We start from the raw sequence: 20553 nt of genomic DNA, 5'->3' as shown, positions 1-20553 counted from the left end.
TGGCATTCGCCCGGTAGAATTCAGTTTTTAACAGCCTCCCACTTATCCATGTCTGCTTGGGTCCTACCGGATCACATTGCCGATGTCTTGCCGTCTGAAGCGCGGCACATCGAAGAATTACGTCGAGACCTACTGGATGCGGCGCGTTGTTATGGCTACGAGTTGGTCATGCCGCCGCTGCTGGAGCATCTTGAATCCCTGCTCACCGGTGCCGGCACGGCGCTGAACCTGCAAACCTTCAAACTGGTTGACCAGCTCTCTGGCCGCATGTTGGGCCTGCGGGCTGACAGCACGCCGCAGGTGGCCCGCATTGACGCCCACCTGCTCAACCGCAGCGGGGTGACGCGTCTGTGTTATTGCGGCCCGGTGCTGCACACACTTCCCAGTGCACCACACGCCACCCGTGAACCCTTGCAGTTTGGCGCTGAGATTTATGGTCACGCCGGTCTGGAGGCAGACATCGAGGTCCTGACGCTGGCGCTGGACTGCCTCAAAGCGGCCAAGGTCACTAGCCCCAGCATTGACCTAGCCGACGCGCGTCTGGTCAAGTCCCTGTTGTTAGGCCAGTCGCTAAGCGCGGCACAACTTGCCTTGTTGTATGCGGCCCTGGCGGCCAAAGACAGCTCTGAGCTGGCATCACTGTCCCGCAATTTGCCTCCCGACATTCGTCAGGGCCTGCTGACTCTGGTACAGCTTTACGGCGACGTCTCGGTATTGGATGAGGCCGAAAAAGCCCTTCCGCCATTACCTGGTGTGCCTGAAGCACTACAAAATCTGAAGCGCCTGGCGGCCCATTTGCCGGGTGTTCAAGTGACTTTCGACCTGGCTGACCTGCAAGGCTACGCTTACTACACCGGCGCCCGGTTTTCCATTTACGCGCCTGAGGCCAGTGGTGCCTTGGCGCGTGGCGGTCGTTATGACCAGGCCGGTGCCGTGTTTGGCCGCAACCGCCCAGCCGCCGGTTTCAGCCTGGATCTGAAAACCCTGGTGAATGCCGTGCCAGTGCGGCCGCTCCAAGCCGCCATTTGCGCGCCTTGGCGCAGCGAGCCGATGCTGGCCGCTGCCATTGCTTCGCTGCGTTCGCGCGGCGAAGTGGTGGTGTGTGTGTTGCCAGGTCACGAGAGTGAAGTTGACGAATTCCATTGCGACCGCGAACTCATTGAGGTCGCAGGTCTTTGGCTTGTGCAAGCAATTTGAGTGAGAAAAGCGAAACATATGACTGCAATCAAAGGACGTAACGTTGTCGTGGTGGGCACCCAGTGGGGCGACGAAGGCAAAGGCAAGTTGGTCGACTGGCTCACTGAGAGCGCCCAGGGCGTGGTGCGCTTTCAGGGCGGGCACAACGCTGGCCACACACTGGTGATCAATGGTGTCAAAACCGCCTTGCACCTGATTCCCAGCGGCATCATGCGCCCGGGCGTGAAGTGCTACATCGGCAACGGTGTGGTGTTGTCAGCCGCCAAACTCTTTGAAGAAATTGCCGGGCTGGAAAAAGTAGGGGTTGAACTGCGCTCGCGCCTGCGCGTCAGTGAGGCCTGCCCGCTGATCTTGCCGTTTCACGCTGCGCTGGATGTGGCCCGCGAAGCCGCGCGCGAAGAGGGCGGCGTTGAGAAGATTGGCACCACCGGTCGCGGCATTGGCCCGGCCTATGAAGACAAAATCGCTCGCCGTGCCCTGCGCGTGCAGGACATGAAATTCCCTGAGCGTTTCGCTAATAAGCTGCGCGAGCTGCTGAGCCTGCACAACCATGTGCTGACCACCTACCTGAATTCGCGCAGTTTTGACTTTGGCCCCACACTGGCCCCCTACATGAAAGACGGCGAGGTGCAGTTTCAGCCGGTCTATGACGAAGCCATGCGCCATGCAGATTTGCTCAAACCCATGATGGCCGATGTGTCGCGCGAGTTGAATGACGCCCACCTCAAGGGTGAAAACCTGTTGTTTGAAGGGGCCCAGGGCACGCTGCTGGATGTGGACCACGGCACTTACCCGTTTGTGACGTCCAGCAACTGCGTGGCGGGCAATGCTTCAGCGGGTGCAGGCGTCGGCCCGGGGCTGCTGCATTACGTGTTAGGCATCACCAAAGCCTATTGCACCCGTGTTGGCGGCGGCCCGTTCCCAACCGAGCTGGACTGGGAAGTGGAAGGCACACCCGGCTGGCACATGAGCACCGTGGGTGCCGAAAAAGGTGTCACCACCGGGCGCAGCCGCCGCTGCGGCTGGTTTGACGCGGCGCTTCTGAAGCGATCGGCCCAGGTCAATGGTCTGACCGGTCTGTGCATCACCAAACTTGACGTGCTGGATGGCTTGAAAGAACTCAAGCTTTGTACTGGCTACATGCTTGACGGTGAGTTAACTGACATTTTGCCCATGGGCGCGGACGACATTGCCCGCTGCACCCCGGTGTATGAAACCATGGACGGCTGGAGCGACACCACTGTGGGTGTCACGCAATACGACAAGCTGCCTACTGCCGCGCGCCTGTACCTGCAGCGCATTGAGCAAGTTACCGGCGTGCCAATTCATGTGGTGTCCACCAGCCCGGACCGTGACCACACCATCATGATGCGCCACCCGTTTCTGGCCGACTGAGCTGCCCAGCGGCCAACGCCTTTGCCTAGTTTATATATAAGAAATCAGCCTCTAGCCCTTATATCTATTGCGCAAGAAGCTATTTTTTCAGGAGCATTTTCATGTTGACAGAAGACGGCAAACACCTGTATGTGAGCTACGACGAGTACAACAACCTGATCGAAAAACTCGCCATCAAGGTGTTCCAGTCGGGCTGGCAGTTTGACACCATCCTGTGTCTGGCACGCGGTGGCATGCGCCCGGGGGACGTGCTCTCACGGATTTTTGACAAGCCGCTGGCCATCATGTCCACCAGTTCTTACCGCTCTGAAGTGGGCACGGTACAAGGGCAGTTGGACATTGCGCACTACATCACCACCCCCAAAGGCCAGATTGCTGGCAAGGTGCTGCTGGTGGATGACCTAGCTGACTCCGGCCATACGCTGAACAAAGTCATCGATTTGCTCAAAAACAACTACCAGCCGATCACCGAGATGCGCAGCGCGGTGATCTGGGCCAAGGCCTTCTCCACCTTTACGCCTGATTACTGTGTGGACTACCTGCCTACCAACCCGTGGATTCACCAGCCTTTTGAAGGTTACGACAACATGCGCCCTGAACAGCTCATCCAAAAGTGGAGCGTTTGATCGTAACACTTTGATTTGGTTTGTTTTTTTCAGCTTTTGAACGAGGGCGCCATGCCTGTTTCCAGTACCGATCTGATTCACCACGGCTATCTACCGCCTGCCGGTTTCGCAGGAACCCAGCCGGGTATTTTCAAGGCCTCAACGGTTTTTTTCCCCAACGTGGCGGCCATGCGGCAGTTCGAGTGGAAGGACAAATCAGCCTACACCTACGGCCTGCACGGCACCCCCACCAGCTACACGCTGGAAGAGCGCCTGTGCACTTTGGAGGGCGGCTTGCAATGCCTGCTGGTGCCCAGCGGTCTGGCAGCCATTGCCAACGTTTCGCTGGCCTTGCTCAACAGCGGCGATGAGGTGTTGATCCCCGACAACGTGTACGGCCCCAACAAAGCCCTGGCGCAAGGCGAGTTGATGCACTGGGGCATCAGCCACCAGTTTTATGACGCGCTCAACCCGCAAGACCTGGCCGCCAAGATCACGCCCAAAACCCGGCTGGTGTGGCTGGAGGCGGCGGGCTCGGTGACACTGGAGTTCCCCGACCTGATCGCACAAGTGCGCATCTGTAAGGCAGCGGGCGTGCTCTGCGCACTGGACAACACCTGGGGCGCGGGGTTGGCGTTTGCGCCGTTTGACCTGCAACCTGGCGCGAAGATGCCGCTGGCGGTCGATATTTCCATTCATGCGCTCACCAAATACCCCAATGGCGGGGGTGACGTGCTGATGGGCAGCGTCATCACCCGTTCTGAAGCGCTCCACATGCAGCTCAAGCTGTGTCATATGCGCCTGGGGCTGGGTGTGGCGGCCAACGATGTGGAGTCGGTGTTGCGCGGCTTGCCCAGTATCAAGCTGCGTTACACCGCCCATGATGAAGCCACCCGCGCGCTGGCGCATTGGTGCCAGACCCGGCCTGAATTTGCCCAGGTGCTGCACCCGGCGCTGGCCAATTCGCCGGGGCACCGCCATTGGCAGGTGTTGTGCGGGGGTGGCCCAGGCACAGCGGCCGGTCTGTTCAGCGTGATTTTCAAGCCTGACTACAGTCAGGCGCAAGTGGATGCGTTTTGCGACGGTCTGAAGCTCTTCGAGATCGGTTACAGCTGGGGTGGCCCGGTCAGCCTGGTGATGCCGTACAACCTGGCCAGCATGCGCGCTGGTTGGCCCGCGCATCTTGCACATGGCACGTTGGTGCGGTTTTCCATCGGCCTCGAAGCGGTAGACGACTTGCGCGCCGACTTGGCCGCAGCCTTGCATTTGCTGGCCTGAGGCCTGCAGGTAAAATCGCGCGATCAACATTGAAAGACTACATTGGCAACACCTAACTACGGCTACGAGAAACGTCAGAAAGAACTGGCCAAAAAGAAGAAAAAAGAAGAGAAATTGAAGGAAAAAGCCCAGCGCAAAGTGGGTGATCCGGTGCCAGGCGAAGACAACGCCGAGCCAACACAACCCACCGACGAGTCCGGTCAACCGGTCTGACCAAGTCCCGCCCCGGTTTTAACTTCGCACTCAGGTCTTCTGTAAGATCTGAGTGGCTAAATCATCCACAGCCCTGATGGAACGGTCTTCTGGTGCTATGGTTTTTGACTCTTTGAACTGAACAAAATTACGCTGCATCGACTGCAGGTAGGCCGGATCGTAGTGCTTGGTGAGCAACTCCTGTACCACTTGCGGCAAATGCCCTGAGCGCGCTAGCGCCATCCAGCCCTCCACCACAGCGCGACCCTGCAGTGGGATCAGCACCGCCAGGCGCTCACAGAAGTAGTCCACATCACGCACCAAGTGGCTGTAATCTTCCATCAGCAGCGCCACCCGCTCAGTGTCTGACAACTGCAAATTCAAGCAAGGGCTTTGACGCATGGCTTCGACCAGCGTGCCGGGCACCGACAAGTTGCCCACCTTTTTGCTCTCGCTCTCCACAAAGACGGGCCGCAGTGGGTCAAACTGGCGCAAGGCATCCCAAATCAAGGTATCGAAATGCTTCTGGCTCGGCTGTGGCACGCCTGGAACTGCCCCAAGCACCGAACTGCGGTGGCTGGCCAGGGCTTCTAGGTCCAGCACCTGCGCGCCCTGACCGGCAAGCGCCTGTAGCAGGCGGGTTTTGCCCGACCCGGTAGGCCCGCACACCACTGTGAAGTACAGCGTGGGCGCAATAAGGTCCACGTCTTGCAGCAGGCTCGCGCGAAAGGCTTTGTAGCCACCTTCGATCAGCGTCACCCGAAAACCAATTTGACTCAAAATCAACGACAGAGCACCACTGCGCTGGCCACCGCGCCAGCAGTAGGCCAACGGCCTCCAGTCTTTGGGCTTGTCGATCACCTCAAGCTCAATGTGTGCAGCGATGTTGCGTGCAGCGATGGCCGCGCCACGTTTGCGCGCCTCAAACGCGTTAACTTGTTTGTACAAGGTGCCAATCTCGATGCGCTCAGCGTTGTTCAGCGTGGGCCAGTTCACTGCGCCGGGTAGGTGGTCAAGGGCAAATTCGTCTTCGCTGCGGGCATCAATGACGGCATCGAACTCGCCCAGCCGGTGGATCAAGTCGGCGGCGACGATCGGGGTCAGACTCATCGCAATGCCTTTTTCAACTCGGGCCAGATGTTGCCCAGAATGATCGGGTGCGCGGCCTCCAGAGGGTGAATGCGGTCGGCTTGGAACCACTTCAGGCTGTCAGGCACATCGGCCACGCCTTTCAGCATGAACGGCACCAGGCCAGTTTTTTGGGCCTTCGCCACTTCTACATAGATACGGGCAAAGCGCTCGCTGTAGGCACGTCCGTAATTGGGTGGCACCTGCATGCCCACCAGCAGCACCCGGGCGTCGGCTTTCTGCGCCGTCTGGGTCATGGCCATCAGGTTGTCTTGCGTCAGCCGCACGGGTGCGCCTTGCAACGCATCATTGGCACCGAGTTCGATCACCAAAAGGGTAGGGCGGTGGTTGGCCAGCAGGGCTGCCAGCCGGGCGCGCCCGCCGGTGGTGGTATCGCCGCTGATACTGCCGTTGACCACTTTGGCGGCGATGTTCTCAGCGGCCAGCTTCTGCACAAGCAGCGCCACCCAGCCGGTACCGCGCTTCAAACCGTACTCGGCGCTCAGTGAGTCGCCCAGCACCAAAATCGTCTCGCCTGGGTTCTTTGGGTTCATCGTCTGGGCCTGTGCCGTATTACTGCTAATCCCTGCCATAGCCAGCGTCGTCGCCAACGCGATACAGTCACGGCGATTGATATTTTTAAAGTTCAAAGAAGCACCCATGTCAGATTGCATTATTTCGGTCGAGCACGTTTTCAAGTCGGTCACCGACTCCACCGGCACACTCCACATTTTGCGTGATATTGATTTCCAGTTGAACCAGCGGGAAACAGTCGCCATTGTCGGTGCCTCCGGCTCAGGCAAAAGCACGCTGCTGTCGATCATCGCCGGGCTCGATGTGCCCACCCGCGGCACGGTGCGGCTGGCGGACCAGGACATGTTCGCCATGACCGAAGATGAGCGCGCCGCCTTGCGTGCGAAAAAAGTCGGATTTGTGTTCCAGAGCTTTCAACTGCTGGGCAATTTAACGGCGCTGGAAAACGTCATGCTTCCGCTGGAGTTGGCCAACCGGCGCGATGCCCGCAAGACGGCTACCGAGTTGCTGGCACGCGTGGGCCTGTCGCAGCGGCTGGGCCACTACCCAAAGGTGCTCTCCGGCGGCGAGCAGCAACGCGTGGCACTGGCCCGCGCCTTTGTGGTGCAACCCGCTGTGCTGTTGGCCGACGAGCCCACCGGTAGCCTGGACTTTGCCACTGGTGAGACGGTGATGGAACTGATGCTGGACCTGAACCGCGAACTGGGCACCACGCTGGTGCTGGTGACCCACGATAAAGCCTTGGCAGCACGCTGCAATCGCGTCATCACCATCGAGGCGGGGCGGGTTCTGCCGTCCACTGAATTGATATGAAAATAGCCTCTAACCCTTACAGATAAAGGGCGGGAAGCTCTACTATTTGCAGTAAAAGTGATGCTGTCTTTGATCTTGTAGCAGCCATTGCTGGCTTGCCTTAGGTTGCCCGTCGAAGACCGAACTCCTTCACGGAAGGACACATGCTTGTGGCGGGCCGCGTACGACCAGTATCACCATAAGGGAGAATGCGTCGGGAACTGAGCGGCGTCCGTGAGCCCTCCTCAAGTCTGGGCTAAGCCTCACCAGAGTTCAGACAAAGTTGCAAACCCCCGCAACCAGGCCCACCTTGCAGGTGCGGCTGAATTGCGCGAATCAGATGTCAGCCAGCAATGGGTAGGGCGCAGGCGCCAGTACCAGCGCTGGCCCAGCCACACTGCCCAGGCGCACAACACCGGCTTCAAAAGCGCTGATCTGCATCGACACAAGCGCCTCATAGCCACCTCCAGGCGCTGCTGCCGACTGTGCCACCGTGCCGCAGGGCTGACCTTCATCAGCTGGCAAGAACACCTCGTCACCGGCTTGCATGGGTGCGTCAGCGTGCGCCAGGTAGGCGCGGCGCTTCAGCGTTCCGCGAAACTGGCTGCGCGCCACTACTTCCTGACCGGGGTAACAGCCCTTCTTGAAGTTCACGCCGCCCACAGATTCGTAATTGATCATCTGCGGCACATAGGCTTCATAGATGGGGTGCGTCAGCGTGACGATGCCGCTGCGCACCTCGCTCCAGGCCCACAGTTCAGCCGACATGGCTTCGCCTGCTGGGGCAGGGTGGCCAGCGGGAGCTACCCACAGCGCACGTGCTACACCATCTGCCGGGTAAAGGTTGATCAAAGATACTTCATCAAAATCGGCTCTAGCCCAAGTGCTATCTGCGTAAGCAGCTATCTTTGATGTAGCACTCTGCAGAGCAGCGCCAGCCAGACCATACAGCGCAAAGTCGTCGCTGGCATCGGTGAGCTTGACTTTGGCGCGCAGCACAAACATCGACAAGCGCTTGAGTGTTGTGGCCAGAATGTCGCGGCTGCACACCAGCAGGATGTCCGTCTCAGAGCGTTTGAAGCCAATGAAGCTGGCCTGCAGGCGGCCCTTGGCGTTACAAAAACCGGCTAGACGGGCCTGGTTCTGGCCAAGCAGCACAAAGTCCTGGGTGAACTGGTTGTGCAGAAATTTGGCGGCATCGTCGCCCTGTGCACGTATCAGCCCTAAATGTGTCAGCGGGGCCACGCCGTGGAGTTGGTTTCGCATGCGGCGCATTATCATCCGGGGTTGAATTTGCATAAGGCAGCAGGGTTGTGCGACGACTTTTAAGCATTATTTTGGTGGTAATTCTGGCCGTAGGCGGCAGCGGGCTTTGGTGGACCCACCAGCCCTTGAGCTTGCGCACGCCGGTCGTTGACTTGTCGATTGAGCCCGGAACGAGTGCGCGCGGCGTGGCGCAAGACGCGGTTGATGCGGGCGTGTTGACCTCGCCGCATCTGCTGTACTGGTGGTTTCGCCTCTCTGGCGACTCGCGCCGAATCCGGGCGGGCAGCTACGAATTGCAGGGCGACGTGACCCCGCGCAGCCTGCTGTCCAAACTGGTGCGCGGTGAAGAGGCTCTGCGCGCGGTGACTCTGGTGGAAGGATTGACCTTTAAACAATTCCGCCAAATACTTCAAAAAGCAGAGCAGCTTGCGCCTGATACACAAGGGCTAGCGCCTGATTTGATCATGCAAAAGCTGGAGCGTCCGGGCATCGCTCCCGAGGGGCGTTTTTATCCCGATACCTACACCTACACCAAAGGCAGTAGCGACTTGGCGGTGCTGCAGCGCGCATTGCACGCCATGGACCGGCATCTGGATGCCGCCTGGCAAACCCGCCAAAGCGACAACCCCCTGAAAACGCCCGAGGAGCTGCTGATCCTGGCGAGCATCATCGAGAAGGAAACTGGCCGCGCCAGCGACCGCGCCATGATTGCCTCGGTCTTCACCAACCGGCTGCGCATTGGCATGATGCTGCAAACCGACCCCACGGTGATCTACGGCTTGGGCGACAAGTTTGACGGCAACCTGCGCCGCCGTGACCTGCTGGCCGACACGCCGTGGAACACTTACACCCGCGCTGGCCTGCCACCCACACCGATTTCGATGCCCGGCAAGGCTTCGCTGCTGGCCGCTGCCCAGCCCGCCAAAAGCCGCGCCCTGTACTTTGTGGCCAAGGGTGATGGCAACAGCCAGTTCAGTGAATCACTTGACGCCCATAATCGGGCGGTATCCAAGTACCAGCTTGGGCGATGAGCTCTTACCTTAATAGCATTTTTCCATGAAAAAGCGCGGACTTTTTATCAGTTTTGAAGGCATCGACGGGGCCGGCAAGTCCACCCATCTCGGCGCCTTGGCGCGCGCTTTTGAGGCGCAGGGCAGGGTGGTCACCCTCACCCGCGAGCCTGGCGGCACGCCGCTGGCTGAGAAATTGCGCGCCATCATCCTCAACGACACGATAGATTCGCTCACCGAAGTCATGCTGGTGTTTGCCGCCCGGCGCGAGCACCTGCAGCAACTGATCGAACCCGCACTGGCGCGCGGCGAGGTGGTGATTAGCGACCGTTTTACCGATGCCACCTTTGCCTACCAAGGCAGCGGGCGCGGTTACGACTGGCAAACGCTCTTGTATTTAGAGCGCTTGGTGCAGACTGTACAAGGGCTAGAGGGTGATTTTGTTCGTCAACCCGATCTAACTCTGTGGTTTGAACTGGACCCCGAGATTGCGGCGCAGCGGCTGGCGGGTGCGCGCGTGCCAGACAAATTTGAGTCGCAAAGCGCGGCTTTTTTTGACCGCGTCAGTCATGGCTACGCGCAGCGTCTTCAAGCTGACCCCGGCCGCTTTGCGCGTATCGCCGCTGACAACCCGCGTGAAACGGTGTGGCTGTCGGTCTTGCAAGCCGTGCAGCAAAAAGGCTGGCTGGTGTGAGCACGTCCGCAACGCCCGCCGCGTCGACCGGCCCCAACGTTTTGGCGCCATGGATCGCCGAGCAGGCGCAGAGCCTGCTGGCCCAGCGCGGGCATGCCTGGCTGCTGGCCGGGCCGTCGGGTCTGGGTCAATACGCGTTGGCGCTGGCACTGGCGCGCGCCTGGTTATGCGATCAGCCCACGCCCCAAGGTGCCTGCGGCGTGTGCGCCAGTTGTCACGCCATCGACGTGCGTGCCCATGCCGATCTGTGTGTGTTGATGCCCGAGACCGTGTTGCTGGACCTAGGCTGGCCCTTGAGCGAAAAAGCGCAGTCTGAGATTGATAGCAAGAAGCGCAAGCCCAGCAAAGAAATTCGTGTCGAAGCCATGCGTGACACGGTCGAGTTTGCGCAGCGTACCAGCGCCCGTGGCCGCGGCAAGGCGGTGCTGGTCTTCCCCGCAGAGCGCATGAACGTGTTCACCGCCAACGCGCTGCTGAAAACCCTGGAAGAGCCTGCCGGTGATGTGAAATTTGTGCTGGCCACCGATGCCGCCCACCTGCTGCTGCCGACCATCCGCAGCCGCTGCCTGGGCCACACCATGACCTGGCCCGACCCAGTCAGTGCGCTGCATTGGCTGCAGTCCCAAGGTTTGGCGGCTGCACAAGCCAGCGTGCTGCTGCGCGCCGCCGGTGGCCGCCCGGCCGACGCGCTGCAGATGGCACCGGTGGGTGAGCGCTGGCGTTTGCTGCCCAAAGCGGTGCAGCGTGGTGATGTCAGTGTGTTCAAGGACTGGACACCGGCACAAACCGTTGATGCCCTGCACAAGCTGTGTCACGACCTGCTGGCCGTCAAAGCCGGTGCGCAGCCGCGCTTTTTTGCAGCGGCTGATTTGCCCAAGGGCGGCTCCTGGCAGAGTTTGACCGCCTGGGCTAAATCACTGGGTAACACGCGTCGCACGGTTGAGCACCCCTTCAACCCTGGCTTGATGCAGGAGGCGCTTCTCAGCCAGGCGCAATTGGCTCTAAACTCCAGACCATGAACGTCCCTGTCTACCACTCACCAGGCACCCCACGCCCCAGCGTGATCCAGTTGGCAGTTAAGGAAAAATCGGCGCTGTACGCGGCCTTTATTCCCTTGTTTACTGAGGGTGGTATGTTCATTCCCACCAACCGCGATTACCAGTTGGGCGATTCGGTGTATGTGTTGATCTCGCTGCCTGATGAGCCGCAGCGTTACCCGATTGCCGGCAAAGTGGCTTGGGTGACGCCTGCCAAAGCGTCGCACGGCCGCACACAAGGTGTCGGCATCCGCTTTCCCAAGGACGACATCGCCCGCACGCTCAAGCTCAAGATCGAAGAGATTTTGGGCGGGCAACTCGCCTCTGATCGCCAGACGCAAACCATCTGAGCCTGTCCGCCCGGCTGTAGGGCGGGTTTTCACCTTTGCACAAGCATGTTCACAGACTCCCATTGCCATTTGAATTTTCCTGAGCTTTGTTGCAACCTGCCAGCCATTTTGCAGGCCATGTCGCAGGCACGGGTGACACGCGCCCTGTGCATTTGCACCACGCTGGAGGAGTTTGAAGGCGTCCATCAACTCGCCCTTCAGCACCCCAACCTGTGGGCCACCGTAGGCGTTCACCCCGACAACGAAGGTGTGCAAGAGCCCACGCTGGAGGATTTGCTGCGCTTCGGGGCTCTCCCGCGTGTGGTCGGTATTGGCGAGACCGGGTTGGATTACTACCGTCTGAATGGCCGCAGCGTGGCCGACATGCACTGGCAGCGAGAGCGTTTTCGCCTGCACATCCGCGCCGCACAGCAACTGGGCAAACCGCTGGTGATCCACACCCGCAGCGCCTCGGAAGACATCTTGCAGGTTTTGCGCGAGGAGGGCGAAGACGGCTCTGCCGGCAGCGCAGGCGGTGTTTTTCACTGTTTTACAGAAGACTGGAGCTTGGCCAAAGCGGCGCTGGAACTGGGTTTTTACATTTCGTTCTCCGGCATCCTGACGTTCAAAAGCGCGCAAACTATTCGGGATGTGGCAGCCCTTGTGCCGCTAGACCGCCTGCTAATCGAGACCGACAGCCCGTATCTGGCGCCCATGCCGTACCGAGGCAAAACCAACAACCCGTCCTATGTCCCTTTTGTCGCCCAAAAACTCGCTGAGTTGCGTGGTGTCAGCATCGAAGAGATCGCCAGCCTGACCAGCGACAACTTTGATCGCCTTTTCAAGGGAGTCTCTGCATGAAATCGCCTGGCTGTATGCTGCTATATCACCTTAAGAAGTTTCTGTATCTAGTTGTTTTGTTTGGTTTTTCGCCAGTGCATGCAGGCTCTTACTACGATTTTTTTGAGGCTATCCAACAAGACAATGCAGCCCAGGTTACGCGCCTGTTGCAGCGTGGTTTTGACCCCAACACCGTGGACCCGGCGGGCATTCCAGGCTTGCTGCTGGCGGTCAAACTGGACTCTTTGAAAGTCGCAGAAGCACTGATTCGCTGGCCGCAAACCAACGCAGAGGTGCGCAACGCCGCTGGCGAAAGCCCGCTGATGCTGGCAGCGCTAGCTGGTAACGAACGCCTGTGCCGCATGTTGATCGAAAAAAATGCCGACGTGAACAAACCCGGCTGGACGCCGCTGCATTACGCCGCCACCAAAGGCCACCTAGCGGTGATGACGATGCTACTGGGTGAATACGCCTACATCGACGCAGCGTCACCCAACGGCAGCACGCCACTGATGATGGCCGCGCACTACGGCACGCCACAGGCTGTCAAACTGCTGCTGGAGGCTGGCGCAGACCCCATGCTGAAAAACGACTTGGGTCTAAACGCGCTGGATTTTGCACATAAGGCCAATCGGGAAGAGTCTGCGCAAATCATTTCCGCGTTTGTGCGTGCCAGCCATTCACGTGGGACTTGGTGAACGACTGCATCGTAGTAGATACGATGTATATTATGTTAAGTTACGTGTCGCGAAGTGGTTTTTAGAACGGTGACTTCCTCAAGTCACCGCAAACTCAACCACTGGTGCGGTCGGATCGCTAAAGGATGTTCCCAGAGCGATGTCACCTTTGCCGTGCAGGACGCACTCCTCGCGGCGCAGCAACAAGGTCGTTCCACTGCCTGCAAACCGCACCCAGCACCCAAAAGAGCTCAGGTCAACCAGCACCACGCTGCCATTGCGCCAGTCCAGCCGGGCGTGTGTGCGTGACACCCGGGCATCGGACACAACAAACTCCGCCTGGTGAGTTCGACCAATGTGCAGCGGCAGATCAAAGGCGTTGAAATCGCTTTTTTGATCCCTCCAGCGCAGTTCGATATGCACACCCAAAGCGTCGCGACCCCCCATTTTGGAAGGCTCGAAGCCTGCGTGGAGGGTCAACTGCTCGGAGCCCAGGTTGTCCTGCCACTCCACCTGAAACACTCTGCAGGGTTCGGCCCGGCCGCGGATGTGAATCGGCCCGAGCATGCGAAAACGTTCGTCAGGCAGGTCAAATCCGTCCTGAACCGCGTCACTGTTGACCCAGATTTGGTGCGGCCCGGTCAGCTCACTTAGGCGGGCAGCAATGTTGACAGCGTCGCCGTAGCAGTCGTCAGCGACGATTTCCACCCCACCCCGGGCCACGCCGATGCGCAGCGGCATGTAGGCCTTGGGCGGCATTCGCCCGAGCAGTTGTTGGTAGGCGTGCTGCAGGTCCATCACCGCCAAGACAGCCTTGGTGCTGTCCTCAAACAGGATAAGTACCCCATCACCCAGAAACTTGACCACCCTACCGCCGTGGGCGCTACAGCGTTGTGCCACCCACGCGGTCGCCTGCGTGACGACCTCGGTCGCCTTCGCGTTGCCCAAGGCTTCAAAAACGCCGGTGCTCCCATACAAATCGGCAAAAACGACGGTCGATTGAACGCTCATTTCCGGTGGCTTCCAGTGGTCATGACGGGAGTTTAGGCGAACTTTGCGGGCCTCCCGAAAGATGCCCCCAGACCAGCAAGACATCGCGTGAATCAACACTCAGATCGGTCTTGGCGCCAACCGGAAGCAGCACTTTGGTGGGGACGTGGCCATACGGCAGATTGGTCAGCACCGGGGCCTTGACGTTTTGGCGCAGCCACTGCGTCACGGTGGTCATGTTGAAGCCCCGGTCGTGCGGCGTCAGTTTAAATTCGGTAAATTGACCCAGCAAAATCGCTTTTTGACGCTTTAGAACACCTGCGTACAGTAGCTGCGTCAGCATGCGCTCAATCCGGTAAGGGTGCTCTGCCACGTCTTCCAGAAACAGGATGCCACCCTTGATTTTCGGGAAATAAGGCGTGCCCAGCAGGCTGCTGAGCACCGTCAAGTTACCACCCCATAAAACAGCATCTTCAACATAAAAAGTGCCTTCAGCCCTTATGGCGTCTGCGTCGGCAGCTATTATTTTTGTATCGTTGACTGCGGCCATGCGTGACTGCCGCCAGCCAGCGCCCTCGCCTTGTCCACACAATAGGTCGTCAAAACAGGCTTCCATGATGTCATCAGGTGTGCCGTCCACGCCAAACCCTTCACCAAGCGCCGGGCCAGCCCAGGTCACCGCGCCGGTTTTAGCCAGCACGGCGCTTTGAAACGCAGTGAAGTCACTCATGCCCACAAACAGCATGCCTTTGTCGATGGCCTTGGCAACCTTTTTGTAGCGAATGTCGGACAGCAGGCGCGTCAAGCCATAACCCCCGCGTGCGATCAGCGCCACATCAGCGCCGCTGTCTGCAGCGCGGTGGATGGCGGCCAGGCGGGTGGCGTCGTCCCCGGCAAAGCGCTGATGGCTGGCCAGCGCGGCTTCATCCACCTCCACCTCGTGGCCCAAGGTCTGCAGCCGCCTGATGCCACGTTTGAACGCCGCCTTGTCGCGCACGGCGCCGCTGGGTGAGTAAATATAGATGTGCTTTTTCATACGGATTAGATTTTCAGGCAAGAAAAGGCTTGTGGGCCCGCCCGGTGACCTTTATCTGGAAACGGTGCTTGGAGCGCGGCATCATCAAGTGGCTCTGTTTGTGCCTCCAGGATACGCAGCACCTGGTCGGGTGCCAAGGCCTGCAACTGCCGGGCCAGTGGCAGCATGTTTGCTGACGCCCGCAGCTCCACGGGCGCCAAGCCGAGTCGCCCCATCAACTCAATCAACACTTGCGCTTGCCAGGCCAAAGCGTGAAACGCCTGCTTTTTGGGTTTGTCACTTCTGCCAAAACCGATCAGGTCTGGGCAGATCATGCGCTGCTGCGCAACGCACGCTTGTTTGACATGATTGCGCCAGGCATAGCTCCATTCCTGCGTGCCGTGAAGGCACAGCAGCGTGCCCATCTGGTGCGCTGGGCCGGTGTCAACATAGTGCAAACGTAAGCCTGCCAAGCTCGGCAGATCATGGACGTAAAAAGAGGGCGCGGGAAACTCAGGCAGGCCGTCAAAGCAATTCTCTGGCGTGCGCAGGGCATCTTCACGTAGCGCCCTGCCCGTCTGCTCGGCATCAAACTGCTTGCGGGAGCGCTGTTGTTTGAAAAAGTCCTGGAGCAGTTCTGCACAGACCTGGTGCAGCACACCGCCTTGCACTTGCGTCTGATGGTTGAGTTCTGGCATTTCAAACACGTTGCTGACCGAGCCCGCTGCACCGGTTTTGAGGTCAGACGCACCAAACACCACGCGCTTGATGCGGGCGTGCAACATGGCACCAGCGCACATAGTGCACGGCTCCAGCGTCACGAACAGCTCACAGTTGTCCAGCCGGTAATTGCCCAGATGCTGGGCGGCGGCGCGTAGGGCCAAAATTTCAGCGTGAGCGGTGGGGTCATGCGTGTGGACGGGAGCGTTACGGCCCACGCCGACGATGCGTCCGTCAAGCACCACTACCGCGCCCACGGGCACTTCGCCCGCAGCACCGGCTGCCTGCGCCTGCTCTAGGGCGGCCCGCATCCACAGCGTGTCTGGCGTATCGGGTGGGTGTTCGGCGGACGTCACGGTTAGTCGTCAGGCACGGGGCGCGCCTGCAGGGCATTTTCCAGCGCCTGTTTGTACTGTTGCTGTATCTGCTGGCTTTGCTGCGTGGGTGTGCCGGACGATGGCAGGGTGGTTGTGTCTGTGCCAGCTAAGCCAACTTCGCCCGTCTGCTGCAGCGCGGGTAAGGTAGGTAAAGTGGGTTGAGTGGTTTTCATCTGCTGGCGCACCAGCACGCCGGTCACCGCCAAAGCTGTCAACAAACCCAGAACTCCGAAAATGGCGCGCATCACATGTCTCCAGGCAGATGGGTGGTCAGCCTCAGCGCCGCGCCTGGCTGCCAAGGGTTATGGCTGAGGGCTTATTCCCACTCGATAGTGGCGGGTGGTTTGCTGCTCACGTCATACGTCACACGGTTGATGCCGCGCACTTCGTTGATGATGCGGCTCGACACCTTCTTGAGTAGCGCATAAGGCAGCTCGGCCCAGTCAGCGGTCATGAAATCACTGGTTTGCACTGCGCGCAAGGCCACCACGTAGTCGTAGGTGCGGCCGTCGCCCATCACGCCCACACTTTTCACCGGCAGGAAGACGGTAAACGCCTGGCTGGTGAGCTGGTACCAGTTTTTGCCGGTGGCTTCATCGACAAAGTTGTTGAGCTCTTCGATGAAAATCGCGTCGGCACGGCGCAGCAGGTCAGCGTATTCCTTTTTGACTTCGCCCAGAATCCGCACGCCCAGGCCGGGGCCGGGAAACGGATGGCGGTACACCATGTGATACGGCAAGCCCAGCGCCACGCCGAGTTCGCGCACCTCGTCCTTGAACAGTTCGCGCAAGGGCTCCAGCAGTTTCAGGCCCAGTTGCTCGGGCAAACCACCCACGTTGTGGTGGCTCTTGATGACCACGGCCTTTTTGTTTTTGGCGCCACCAGACTCGATCACATCCGGATAAATGGTGCCCTGTGCCAGCCAAGTCGCGCCTTTGACGCAGCGACTTCCAGATTCACCATTTTTTATAGCAGCTGAAGCAGTAAGGGCAAGGGCTTGCGCCTTAAAAACCTCTACAAACTCACGGCCGATGATTTTGCGCTTGGCCTCTGGGTCGCTCACGCCAGCCAGATGCCCCAAGAACTGCTCAGCAGCGTCTACACGCACCACTTTGGCGTGCAGCTTGCCGACAAACATCTCCATCACCCTATCGCCTTCATTCAGGCGCAGCAGGCCATGGTCGACAAACACACAGGTGAGTTGGTCGCCAATGGCGCGGTGGATCAGTGCCGCTGCTACTGACGAATCCACGCCACCCGACAGGCCCAGAATCACTTCTTCGTCACCCACCTGCGCGCGGATTTGCGCCACCGCTTCGCTGATGTAATCCCCCATGATCCAGTCTGCGCGGGTGCCGCAGATATCGAGCACAAAGCGCTCCAGAACGGCAGCACCAAGCTTGGTGTGGGTCACTTCGGGGTGGAACTGCACCGCGTAAAAGCGCCGCTCTTCGTCAGCCATGCCGGCGATCGGGCAACTGTCGGTGCTGGCCATGAGTTTGAAGCCCGGAGGCAGCTCGGTGACCTTGTCGCCATGGCTCATCCACACCCGCAGCATGCCGTGGCCCATGGACGTGGCGTAGTCCTGAATGCCTTTCAGCAATGCGGTGTGGCCATGCGCTCGCACATCGGCATGGCCGAACTCACGTTGATGCCCGCTGGTGACGATGCCACCCAACTGATGCGCCATGGTCTGCATCCCGTAGCAGATGCCCAGCACCGGCACGCCGAGTTCAAACACGACTTGCGGCGCTTTGTCGGTGCTTTCTTCGTAAACACTGGCGTGGCTGCCAGACAGGATGATGCCTTTGAGATTGCCATCTCGGGCGTAGGCGCGCAACCAGTCATCCGTCACGTCGCACGGATGCACTTCGCAAAACACATGTGCTTCTCGGATGCGCCGCGCGATCAGTTGCGTGACCTGGGAGCCAAAGTCAAGGATGAGGATCTTTTGATGCATTATTCAGCCCGATAGTTTGGCGCTTCTTTGGTGATCTGCACGTCATGCACATGGCTTTCGCGGATACCGGCAGTGGTGATCTCGACAAACTCGGCCTTGTCCTGCATCTCTTCAATGGTGGCGCAGCCACAGTAGCCCATACTGGCACGCAAGCCGCCAGCCATCTGGAACATGATGGCCACCATCGAGCCCTTATAAGGCACGCGGCCTTCAATGCCTTCGGGCACCAGTTTGTCTGCATTCGGGTTGCCGGTACTGGACTCCTGAAAATAACGGTCGGCACTGCCCTGCTGCATGGCACCAATAGAGCCCATGCCACGGTAGCTCTTGTAGCTGCGGCCCTGAAACAGGATCACTTCGCCGGGTGCTTCTTCAGTGCCGGCAAACATGCCGCCCATCATCACCGTGCCCGCCCCGGCAGCAATGGCTTTGGCAATGTCACCACTAAAACGGATGCCGCCGTCGGCAATCAGCGGCACACCGGTGCCTTTGAGTGCGGTTGCCACGCTGTCAATGGCCATGATTTGCGGCACGCCGACACCGGCCACGATGCGGGTAGTGCAAATGGAGCCTGGGCCGATACCGACCTTGACAGCATCTGCACCAGCTTCCACCAGCGCCAAAGCTGCGGCGCCCGTAGCAATGTTGCCGCCGATGACCTCAACATGCGGGAAATTTTGTTTGACCCAGCGAACACGATCGATTACGCCCTTGCTGTGCCCGTGCGCCGTGTCCACCACGATGGCGTCCACGCCAGCACGGGCCAGCAGTTCCACACGTTCCTCAGTGCCCTCGCCCACCCCAACGGCAGCGGCCACGCGCAGTTTGCCTTGGGCGTCTCGCGCGGCGTTGGGGAAACTGGTCTGTTTGGTGATGTCTTTCACTGTGATCAGGCCCTTGAGCTCGAAACTGTCATTCACCACCAGCAGACGCTCAATCTTGTACTGGTTCAGCAACACCTTGGCCTGCGCCAAAGTGGTCCCATCAGGCACGGTCACCAGTTTGTCACGCGGTGTCATGATGTGGCTTACTGGCAGGTCATAGCGAGTTTCAAAGCGCAGGTCGCGCCCGGTCACAAGACCGGCCACCTTACCGCCATCCATCACCGGAAAGCCCGACACGCCAAGTTGCTCGGACAAAGCCATCACCTGGCGCACTGTGTGTTGGGGCGTGATGACCACCGGGTCGCGCAACACGCCGGACTCATAACGCTTCACCTTGGACACTTTGGCGGCCTGTTGCTGCGCCGTCATGTTTTTGTGCACCACGCCAATGCCACCCTCTTGCGCGATGGCAATCGCCAGGCGCGACTCGGTCACCGTGTCCATAGCGGCAGACACCAGCGGCAGGTTCAGGGCGATGTTGCGGGTGAAACGGGTGGCGAGGGAGGTGTCCTTGGGAAGGACTTGGGAGTACGCTGGCACCAACAAAACATCGTCGAAGGTGAGCGCTTTGCCTATCAGGCGCATAGTGAAAGCTCCAAATTGTCAATTGTATCTGCGCCCGAATGTGGTCTGTGCCTGGACGTTTACCGCTTGGGTTGCCTTGGCAGCGCCAGTTGTCGCGTTAAAACACGTAAAACCCCGCAACCAGCGTTGCCTGACATAAACTTGACACCCATGAACCCAACCTTCCGACCGATCGTGCTTCTTGTAACCGTGCTGCTGTCCACCGGGGTCATGGCCCAATGGCAATGGCTTGACAAAGATGGGCGCAAGGTGTTTAGTGACCGTGCACCGCCGCCCAGCGTGCCAGATAAAAGTATTCTCAAACGACCCGGTGGCGCCAGAGTTGTTGCGCCCGTGGCAAACGAAGACGGCGCAGTCAGCACCACCCCGGGCACGCCTGCCAGCAGCGCAGCGGCTGCGCAAACAGCAAGCAGTGCGCCAAAAATCAGCGGCATTGACAAGGATTTGGCTGAAAAGAAGAAAAAAGCCGAGCAGGAAGAAGCTGCCAAGCACAAGGCTGAGGAGGACAGAGTGGCCAAGCTCAAGGCTGACAACTGCGTCCGTGCCAAACAGGCCAAGGCGGGTTTTGATTCGGGTGTTCGCCTGTCGCGCGTCAACAAGCAAGGCGAACGCGAAATCCTGGACGATGCCACCCGCGCTGCAGAAGCACTGCGCATTCAAACGATCATTGATGCGGATTGCAAGTGACTTTTTAGCGCAGCAGCGCTGGACTTAATACCCCGGCTTGGCGCCTGGTCGTTTTTTAATGAACAAGCCGGTGGTGCGCGCACCCTGCTTGACAAAGCGCTCTCGCCGAGCCACTTTCGGGTCAACGCGCAAGGGTCGATAAACCTCCACCCGGTCATGCTCTCGTAAAACTTGCTGCAAACTTGCCTCACGGCCCCAGATGCCCACAAGAATATTGGAGGCGTCGATCTCAGGAAATCGCTGCAACAGGCCGCTTTCGCGCAGCGCATCCATAACGCTGCTGGGCTCAACCAGGTTCAGAGCGACTTCTTCAACTTGGCGCGGCTGCAGCGCATACACCACCCAAACCTGCATCGCGGAG

23 protein-coding genes are annotated in these 20553 nt (G+C 59.4%); 13 read left to right on the top strand and 10 right to left on the bottom strand.

Annotation, left to right across the window (positions count from 1 at the left end; genetic code table 11):
- Positions 1-48 precede the first annotated feature (48 nt).
- The 5 genes from BLL52_RS15285 (at position 49) to BLL52_RS21075 (ending at position 4688) form a co-directional block, all read left to right on the top strand.
- The gene (locus tag BLL52_RS15285; RefSeq protein WP_075587531.1) at positions 49-1197 is read left to right on the top strand and encodes an ATP phosphoribosyltransferase regulatory subunit; all 1149 of its coding nucleotides are present in this window, start codon (positions 49-51) and stop codon (positions 1195-1197) included.
- An 18-nt stretch (positions 1198-1215) separates the two neighbouring features.
- Positions 1216-2592 (top strand): adenylosuccinate synthase, encoded by a 1377-nt coding sequence (locus tag BLL52_RS15280; protein WP_075587530.1) that lies wholly within the window; start codon positions 1216-1218, stop codon positions 2590-2592.
- Between the two features lie 101 nt (positions 2593-2693).
- Entirely contained in the window at positions 2694-3218 is a 525-nt protein-coding gene (locus BLL52_RS15275) for a phosphoribosyltransferase (protein WP_075587529.1), read from the top strand.
- Between the two features lie 51 nt (positions 3219-3269).
- Complete coding sequence (locus tag BLL52_RS15270) at positions 3270-4475, top strand: PLP-dependent transferase (RefSeq protein ID WP_075587691.1); 1206 nt, start codon at positions 3270-3272, stop codon at positions 4473-4475.
- A gap of 42 nt (positions 4476-4517) precedes the next feature.
- Complete coding sequence (locus BLL52_RS21075; protein ID WP_173861778.1) at positions 4518-4688, top strand: hypothetical protein; 171 nt, start codon at positions 4518-4520, stop codon at positions 4686-4688.
- Positions 4689-4718: 30 nt separating this feature from the next.
- Here the strand turns inward: BLL52_RS21075 and mnmH are convergent, their stop codons facing one another.
- Together mnmH and BLL52_RS15260 are read right to left on the bottom strand one after the other, a co-directional pair.
- On the bottom strand, positions 4719-5777 hold the full coding sequence (mnmH, locus tag BLL52_RS15265; protein WP_075587528.1) for a tRNA 2-selenouridine(34) synthase MnmH: 1059 nt from the start codon (positions 5775-5777) through the stop codon (positions 4719-4721).
- Positions 5774-6457 carry an arylesterase gene (locus BLL52_RS15260; RefSeq protein WP_075587527.1) on the bottom strand — a complete coding sequence of 228 codons (684 nt, stop codon included), beginning with the start codon at positions 6455-6457 and terminating at the stop codon, positions 5774-5776. Before BLL52_RS15260 ends, mnmH begins: the two co-directional genes overlap by 4 nt.
- Here BLL52_RS15260 and BLL52_RS15255 point away from each other — a divergent pair.
- Positions 6456-7142: an ABC transporter ATP-binding protein gene (locus tag BLL52_RS15255; protein WP_075587526.1), complete on the top strand. Its 687-nt coding sequence runs from the start codon at positions 6456-6458 to the stop codon at positions 7140-7142. The two genes, BLL52_RS15260 and BLL52_RS15255, sit on opposite strands and share 2 nt — an antisense overlap.
- Before the next feature lie 315 nt (positions 7143-7457).
- Here BLL52_RS15255 and ygfZ read toward each other — a convergent pair whose 3' ends face one another.
- Complete coding sequence (gene ygfZ, locus BLL52_RS15250; RefSeq protein WP_075587690.1) at positions 7458-8387, bottom strand: CAF17-like 4Fe-4S cluster assembly/insertion protein YgfZ; 930 nt, start codon at positions 8385-8387, stop codon at positions 7458-7460.
- Positions 8388-8434: 47 nt separating this feature from the next.
- Between ygfZ and mltG the strand changes: the two genes are divergently transcribed.
- The 6 genes from mltG to BLL52_RS15220 are packed head-to-tail and all read left to right on the top strand — an operon-like array spanning position 8435 to position 12995.
- The gene (gene mltG / locus BLL52_RS15245) at positions 8435-9418 is read left to right on the top strand and encodes an endolytic transglycosylase MltG (RefSeq protein ID WP_075587525.1); all 984 of its coding nucleotides are present in this window, start codon (positions 8435-8437) and stop codon (positions 9416-9418) included.
- Positions 9419-9443: 25 nt separating this feature from the next.
- Entirely contained in the window at positions 9444-10091 is a 648-nt protein-coding gene (gene tmk, locus BLL52_RS15240) for a dTMP kinase (RefSeq protein WP_075587524.1), read from the top strand.
- Positions 10088-11110, top strand: coding sequence for a DNA polymerase III subunit delta' (locus BLL52_RS15235; protein ID WP_075587523.1), 1023 nt, complete (start codon positions 10088-10090; stop codon positions 11108-11110). The genes tmk and BLL52_RS15235 overlap by 4 nt, the downstream gene beginning before the upstream one ends.
- Entirely contained in the window at positions 11107-11478 is a 372-nt protein-coding gene (locus tag BLL52_RS15230; RefSeq protein ID WP_075587522.1) for a PilZ domain-containing protein, read from the top strand. The genes BLL52_RS15235 and BLL52_RS15230 overlap by 4 nt, the downstream gene beginning before the upstream one ends.
- A gap of 45 nt (positions 11479-11523) precedes the next feature.
- A complete protein-coding gene (locus tag BLL52_RS15225; protein ID WP_075587521.1) occupies positions 11524-12318 on the top strand; it encodes a TatD family hydrolase in 795 nt (264 codons plus the stop codon).
- Positions 12315-12995: an ankyrin repeat domain-containing protein gene (locus BLL52_RS15220; RefSeq protein WP_083633998.1), complete on the top strand. Its 681-nt coding sequence runs from the start codon at positions 12315-12317 to the stop codon at positions 12993-12995. The genes BLL52_RS15225 and BLL52_RS15220 overlap by 4 nt, the downstream gene beginning before the upstream one ends.
- A gap of 78 nt (positions 12996-13073) precedes the next feature.
- Here the strand turns inward: BLL52_RS15220 and BLL52_RS15215 are convergent, their stop codons facing one another.
- From BLL52_RS15215 to guaB, 6 genes are all read right to left on the bottom strand, one after another.
- The gene (locus BLL52_RS15215) at positions 13074-13985 is read right to left on the bottom strand and encodes an adenylate/guanylate cyclase domain-containing protein (protein ID WP_075587520.1); all 912 of its coding nucleotides are present in this window, start codon (positions 13983-13985) and stop codon (positions 13074-13076) included.
- A gap of 19 nt (positions 13986-14004) precedes the next feature.
- Complete coding sequence (locus tag BLL52_RS15210) at positions 14005-15000, bottom strand: LD-carboxypeptidase (RefSeq protein ID WP_075587519.1); 996 nt, start codon at positions 14998-15000, stop codon at positions 14005-14007.
- A 5-nt stretch (positions 15001-15005) separates the two neighbouring features.
- Positions 15006-16055 carry a tRNA adenosine(34) deaminase TadA gene (gene tadA / locus BLL52_RS15205; RefSeq protein ID WP_241839203.1) on the bottom strand — a complete coding sequence of 350 codons (1050 nt, stop codon included), beginning with the start codon at positions 16053-16055 and terminating at the stop codon, positions 15006-15008.
- A gap of 2 nt (positions 16056-16057) precedes the next feature.
- Positions 16058-16321 carry a hypothetical protein gene (locus BLL52_RS15200; protein WP_075587517.1) on the bottom strand — a complete coding sequence of 88 codons (264 nt, stop codon included), beginning with the start codon at positions 16319-16321 and terminating at the stop codon, positions 16058-16060.
- 71 nt (positions 16322-16392) lie between these two features.
- Positions 16393-18039, bottom strand: coding sequence for a glutamine-hydrolyzing GMP synthase (gene guaA, locus BLL52_RS15195; RefSeq protein WP_075587516.1), 1647 nt, complete (start codon positions 18037-18039; stop codon positions 16393-16395).
- Positions 18036-19505: an IMP dehydrogenase gene (gene guaB / locus BLL52_RS15190; protein ID WP_075587515.1), complete on the bottom strand. Its 1470-nt coding sequence runs from the start codon at positions 19503-19505 to the stop codon at positions 18036-18038. The genes guaA and guaB overlap by 4 nt, the downstream gene beginning before the upstream one ends.
- Before the next feature lie 150 nt (positions 19506-19655).
- Between guaB and BLL52_RS15185 the strand changes: the two genes are divergently transcribed.
- A complete protein-coding gene (locus BLL52_RS15185) occupies positions 19656-20192 on the top strand; it encodes a DUF4124 domain-containing protein (protein ID WP_320060521.1) in 537 nt (178 codons plus the stop codon).
- Positions 20193-20216: 24 nt separating this feature from the next.
- On the opposite strand, the gene BLL52_RS15180 is transcribed toward BLL52_RS15185, so the two are convergent.
- Positions 20217-20546 carry an RnfH family protein gene (locus BLL52_RS15180; RefSeq protein ID WP_075587514.1) on the bottom strand — a complete coding sequence of 110 codons (330 nt, stop codon included), beginning with the start codon at positions 20544-20546 and terminating at the stop codon, positions 20217-20219.
- Positions 20547-20553 lie beyond the last annotated feature (7 nt).

The organism is Rhodoferax antarcticus ANT.BR (assembly GCF_001938565.1).
In the GTDB taxonomy this organism is placed as follows: domain Bacteria; phylum Pseudomonadota; class Gammaproteobacteria; order Burkholderiales; family Burkholderiaceae_C; genus Rhodoferax; species Rhodoferax antarcticus.
The sequence above is the reverse complement of the archived record's forward strand: the minus strand, read 5'-3'. Positions and strand labels throughout refer to the sequence as shown.